Annotated in this window: 7 protein-coding genes; 5 read left to right on the forward strand and 2 right to left on the reverse strand. The window is 67.3% G+C overall.

The features are described from left to right. Nucleotides 1–560 (reverse strand): Ig-like domain-containing protein (locus tag HY703_07865; protein ID MBI4545093.1); only part of this gene is annotated, 560 nt, incomplete at its 3' end. Between the two features lie 360 nt (nt 561–920). Here HY703_07865 and HY703_07870 point away from each other — a divergent pair. From HY703_07870 to HY703_07890, 5 genes are all read left to right on the forward strand, one after another. After that, nucleotides 921–1,484: a PadR family transcriptional regulator gene (locus tag HY703_07870; protein MBI4545094.1), complete on the forward strand. Its 564-nt coding sequence runs from the start codon at nt 921–923 to the stop codon at nt 1,482–1,484. A 54-nt stretch (nt 1,485–1,538) separates the two neighbouring features. Then, nucleotides 1,539–1,841 carry a hypothetical protein gene (locus HY703_07875; GenBank protein ID MBI4545095.1) on the forward strand — a complete coding sequence of 101 codons (303 nt, stop codon included), beginning with the start codon at nt 1,539–1,541 and terminating at the stop codon, nt 1,839–1,841. A 331-nt stretch (nt 1,842–2,172) separates the two neighbouring features. Then, complete coding sequence (locus HY703_07880) at nt 2,173–3,099, forward strand: site-specific DNA-methyltransferase (GenBank protein MBI4545096.1); 927 nt, start codon at nt 2,173–2,175, stop codon at nt 3,097–3,099. Continuing rightward, on the forward strand, nt 3,096–3,257 hold the full coding sequence (locus HY703_07885; GenBank protein ID MBI4545097.1) for a hypothetical protein: 162 nt from the start codon (nt 3,096–3,098) through the stop codon (nt 3,255–3,257). Before HY703_07880 ends, HY703_07885 begins: the two co-directional genes overlap by 4 nt. Before the next feature lie 55 nt (nt 3,258–3,312). Beyond that, entirely contained in the window at nt 3,313–3,924 is a 612-nt protein-coding gene (locus tag HY703_07890; GenBank protein MBI4545098.1) for a DUF2911 domain-containing protein, read from the forward strand. Nucleotides 3,925–4,058: 134 nt separating this feature from the next. Here HY703_07890 and HY703_07895 read toward each other — a convergent pair. After that, a partial coding sequence (locus HY703_07895; protein MBI4545099.1) for a tetratricopeptide repeat protein occupies nt 4,059–4,429 on the reverse strand: 371 nt, incomplete at its 5' end.

The raw sequence follows: 4,429 nt of genomic DNA on the forward strand, positions 1-4,429 counted from the left end.
TCCTGACCCAGGCGGCCCGTCAGTCGGTAGGCCCAGGGCTCGAGACCGGGCCGGTAATACGCGTCCGCCACACCCCGGACCTGGAAGTACACCACATTGAACCGCGCCGCCGCCGCCCCCTCGAGCAGCACCCGTAGCTCGTCGGCCGTGTGCCAGTCCCAGCGCGTGATCCACAATGCCCGCACTTCTGCAGGGTGCGTGTCCGGCAGCTCCGCCGCGGGCTGGACGGTCACGGACGCCGTGCCCGTGATCCGACCCGCAACCGCCGCGATCTTCGCCGTGCCCGGCCGGACGCCCGCGACCAGACCCGCCGAATCCACTTTCGCTACCAGCGGATCGAGCGAGATCCAGGCGAACCAGGCACCCGCAATGCCGCGGCCCCGCATGTCCGCAGCGGTCGCGGTGAAGCGCACCGTGTCGCCCACCAGCACAGTGTCTGCCGACGGCACCACGCTCACCGCCGCAATCACCGGGCGAGCCGGGTCGGTCGAGCCATCGCACGACACGCCCAGCACCGCCAGAAAGCACAGGACGACCCGGATGCCTCGCACTCTGCGCACCGCAGACGCTCGGGAAACGGGGAAGCGGGGTGCGGCCAGCGCTCAAGTTGCGCCGACTCGCGCTCCCGCGCAACAGCGGCCAAGGCGGGAACAGGCGGCCAAGGCGGGAACAGGCGGCCAAGGCGGGCCAAGGTCAAGCGGGCGGCCAAGGCGGGAAAGCGACCCGGCTGCAGCCGCTGCGCCCGGCTGCAGAATCGCGCGCGGCTCCGCTGTCTGTGCCGCGCGCGCCGTTTCCGGCCGCGTTGCCCGGGGGGGCATCTTGACTCGACACATCGGCCGATATATCGTTATCTCCACGGGCACGGGGAGGTAGCGGTACGGGTGGGCCGTGCTGGGTTCCAGAGTTCGGGGAGGAAAGAGATGAGGGCACGACCGCGCAACTTCGGGTTTGCCGCGTGGAGCGCCTGCTGCGGGCCGGAGTTCCGCTGGCGCTTTTTCGACCGGGGCGACTTGAAGTACGTGATTCTGCGGCTTCTTTCGCGGAAGCCGATGCATGGCTACGAGGTGATGCGAGCGCTGGAGGAGGAGTCGTGCGGCTGCTACCGGGCGAGCCCTGGCTCGGTGTATCCCACGTTGCAGATGCTGGAGGATCAGGGGTACGTGCTGTCGGAGGAGCGGGAGGGGAAGAAGGTGTACCGCATTACCGAGGAGGGGCGGCAGCACCTGGAGGAGAACCGGGACGTGGTGGAGGACATTTTCGAGCGTGTCTCGGATTTCACGGGTCACTTCTTCCGGGCGGACATGCGGGACCTGACCCGTTCCTTCAGCCGACTGGCGCAGGTGACCTTTGAGCGGGCCATGCGCTGGCGCGCCGACGCAGAGGTTTTGGCGCGCATGAAGGAGATCCTGGATCGCGCCGTGCGCGAGATGGAGTCCGCCGGGGGCGGGCCATCGGGGGCAGGGGGCACCGCCTCCGCTGGCTGACACCGGTGAGGAAATGATGCCGTAGGGATCGGGGGAGGCAAGAGGAGCAGGGTTATGGAAGTGCTTGCGTGGTTCCTCATCCTGTGGGGATTCATGGCCGTCTGCGGCCGCTTCGGCTGCGGCCACCATCGAACGAGCTGGCGCTGGCTCGATGAGCCCGAACGCGGGGGCCTTCACCGGGGCCGGCCTCGCGGGCACGCTCGAACGGCACGGCCCGTCTCGGGCTCAGCCGCGGTCCAGCACCTCGAGCCACCCCGGGAAACGCCACTGGAAGCTTTGCAGCGCCGCTTCGTGGCGGACGAGCTGACCGTGGAGCAGTACGAGCAGGAGCTGGACAAGCTGCTGCACCGCGCTTGAGCGTATGCCCATCTTTGGTGGCCGAGCTGCCCGGGGGGGGCGTCCATAAGGTGCAACTGCCCAGAACGGTAGGGGCTATAACCAGGCCTCTCGACCTCCGCCTGTGCACCCTGCTCTCGGCTTGTGTCAGATTCCGGCTGGTCCCAGGAGCTCATTGATCGCTGCCGGGGACAGACGTATCCTTCCGTCCGCCGCGGGATACCCCAACGGTCTCACAAGCATCGCAGCCGGTGAGGCAGAGATGCGTCCTCGAGAAGGCGTCAAGCATCCGCCGCCCGCTGAAGCTGCCCTCGGAAAGGGCTTTGACGACGCTGCTTCCCTGGATCAACTCATGTCGGGAGGTGAGCCGTCGGTGGCAGCAAAGCGGCTGGCCAAGCGCACCGCCTGGGCCAACGGCGCCGCGCCTTGTGAAACGGTGCATCGAATCTACGTAGGGGATGCTCGCCACATGGAGGAGATCGGCGAGGAACAGGTGCACCTTGCCGTTACCTCGCCCCCCTACTTCAACCTCGTCGAGTATGAGGATCAGAACGGGGCTGACGCGCAGCTCGGCGCTGCTAGCGATTATCACGCTTTTCTGGATCAGCTCGATCGCGTTTGGCGCCGCGTCTACCAGTTGCTCCTGCCCGGCGGCCGGATGTGCGTGGTGGTGGGCGACGTTTGCCTCTCCCGGCGCCAGGCCGGACGGCACCACGTTCTCCCCCTTCACGCCGACATCTCGGCAAGAGCGCGTAAGATCGGTTTCGACTACCTGACGCCGATACTCTGGTATAAGATCGCCAACATGGCTACCGAGGTTGCTGGCTCGTCCCGCTTCCTGGGCAAGCCGTACGAGCCTAACGCCGTCATCAAGAATGACATTGAGTACATTCTGCTCCTGAGAAAGCCCGGGAGCTATCGCAAGCCAACCAGGGTGCAGCGCGCCCTGAGCCTTCTCGAGCCGGACGAGCATAGCCAGTGGTTCCGATCCGTGTGGGACGACGTGCCGGGGGAAAGCCGCCTGCACGGGCATCCGGCGCCATTCCCGCAACACCTCGCCTACCGCCTCATCAGGATGTTCAGCTTTGTTGGCGACACGGTGCTGGACCCCTTCTGGGGAACCGGCTCGACCACGCTCGCGGCTGTCGAGGCTGCGCGCTCTAGCATCGGCTACGAGATCGAGCCGAAATACATCCAGATCGGCCGCGAGCGGTTAGCGCAGCTCGACGCCTCGGCCGTTCCAGCGCGCCTGGTGTTCGCAGGCGCCAGCGTGAGATGAACGGCCCCGCGGCGCTGGTCGAACACCTCGCCAGGTACAACTATCACCCGCGCTCCGACGCTCACAGCAACGCGACTTGCCGCGGCATCCTGGAGGACCTTCTCGCGGACCAGCCCATCAGCGCGCTGCCGGACTTGCGGCCGCCAGCCGGCGGGTGAGATTCTTGGGACGCTTGTCCGTAGCCTGCAGACACCCCAGAAGGAGGCGACTCGAATGCGTTCACTCATGACCGGAGTCGCGGCGGCCGGGCTGATGCTGGTCGCGATTCAGGCCGCGCCCGCGCAGGAGGCGCCAGCGGCCAAAGCGGCGGCGGTGCACTGCACACCCAGTGGGCGCATGGCGCTCGAGGGGCGGCGGAGCCCCTATGATTCAACCAGCGTCGTGATCGGTAAGACCGAGGCGAAGGTGTGCTACGGACGGCCGTCGGCCCGAGGCCGCATCATGATCGGAGGCGCAGCCGTGCCCTACGGCAAGTTGTGGCGCACGGGCGCGAATGAACCGACCATCATTCACCTCCCGGTCGCGGCCGAGATCGCGGGCATCGCGGTGCAGCCCGGCTCCTACTCGCTCTACACCGTACCCGGCGAGGCGGAGTGGGTGGTGATAGTGAACCGTTCCACTTCGCAGTGGGGGCACGAGAGCAACTACACACCCGAGGTGCAGGCCCAGGAGGTGGGCCGGGCCAGGGTGAAGAGTGAGCGGCTCGACGGGCACGTGGAGACCTTCACCATCACTGCTGCGCCTGCGGGCAAGGACCGCAGCGAGGTGGTGCTGGAGTGGGAGCGCACCCGGGTCAGGATCCCGGTGCAGCGCAAGGGCGGGTGACGCAGCGGTTCCCCGGCGCCAACGGCTGGTCCAGAAAGGGGCAGCCCAGAATTTTGGTCAGCCCGAGGTCGCCGTCGGGAGCGTTCTTATAATAGCCGTCCAACCTCTTCGTGGCCGAGTCTTTATGCCTTGCCTTACTCAGGCCTTGTCACTTTGCCTTTCTTGGGCCGTGACCCGGCGCCACGCCTGTGCCGCGAGGACTGCTTGCGTGCTTGCCGCCGGTATTCCGCTGCCGCATCCTGGTCGCCTTTGAGCTCGGACACATCGGCGAGGTTCGCGAGGTCTGCTGCCTCCCCCTGCCGGTCGCCGATCTCGCGGTGGAGGGCCAGCGCCTCGCGGTGGTAGCGCGCGGCCTCGTCCAGCTCCCCCTTGACCCGGTAGACGATCCCCAGGTTGCCGAGCTGGTTCGCCTCGCCCTGCCGGTTGCCGATCTCGCGGTGGAGGGCCAGGGCCTCGCGGTGGTAGCGCGCGGCCTCGTCCAGCTCCCCCTTGACCTGGTAGACGA

This window comes from Gemmatimonadota bacterium (assembly GCA_016209965.1).
GTDB lineage: Bacteria > Gemmatimonadota > Gemmatimonadetes > Longimicrobiales > RSA9 > JACQVE01.

Bases quoted from the DNA above. Each gene is read 5' to 3' on its own strand.
- HY703_07870 (MBI4545094.1), top strand. From the start codon at position 921: ATGAGGGCACGACCGCGCAACTTCGGGTTTGCCGCGTGGAGCGCCTGC.
- HY703_07875 (MBI4545095.1), top strand. From the start codon at position 1,539: ATGGAAGTGCTTGCGTGGTTCCTCATCCTGTGGGGATTCATGGCCGTC.
- HY703_07880 (MBI4545096.1), top strand. From the start codon at position 2,173: ATGTCGGGAGGTGAGCCGTCGGTGGCAGCAAAGCGGCTGGCCAAGCGC.
- HY703_07885 (MBI4545097.1), top strand. From the start codon at position 3,096: ATGAACGGCCCCGCGGCGCTGGTCGAACACCTCGCCAGGTACAACTAT.
- HY703_07890 (MBI4545098.1), top strand. From the start codon at position 3,313: ATGCGTTCACTCATGACCGGAGTCGCGGCGGCCGGGCTGATGCTGGTC.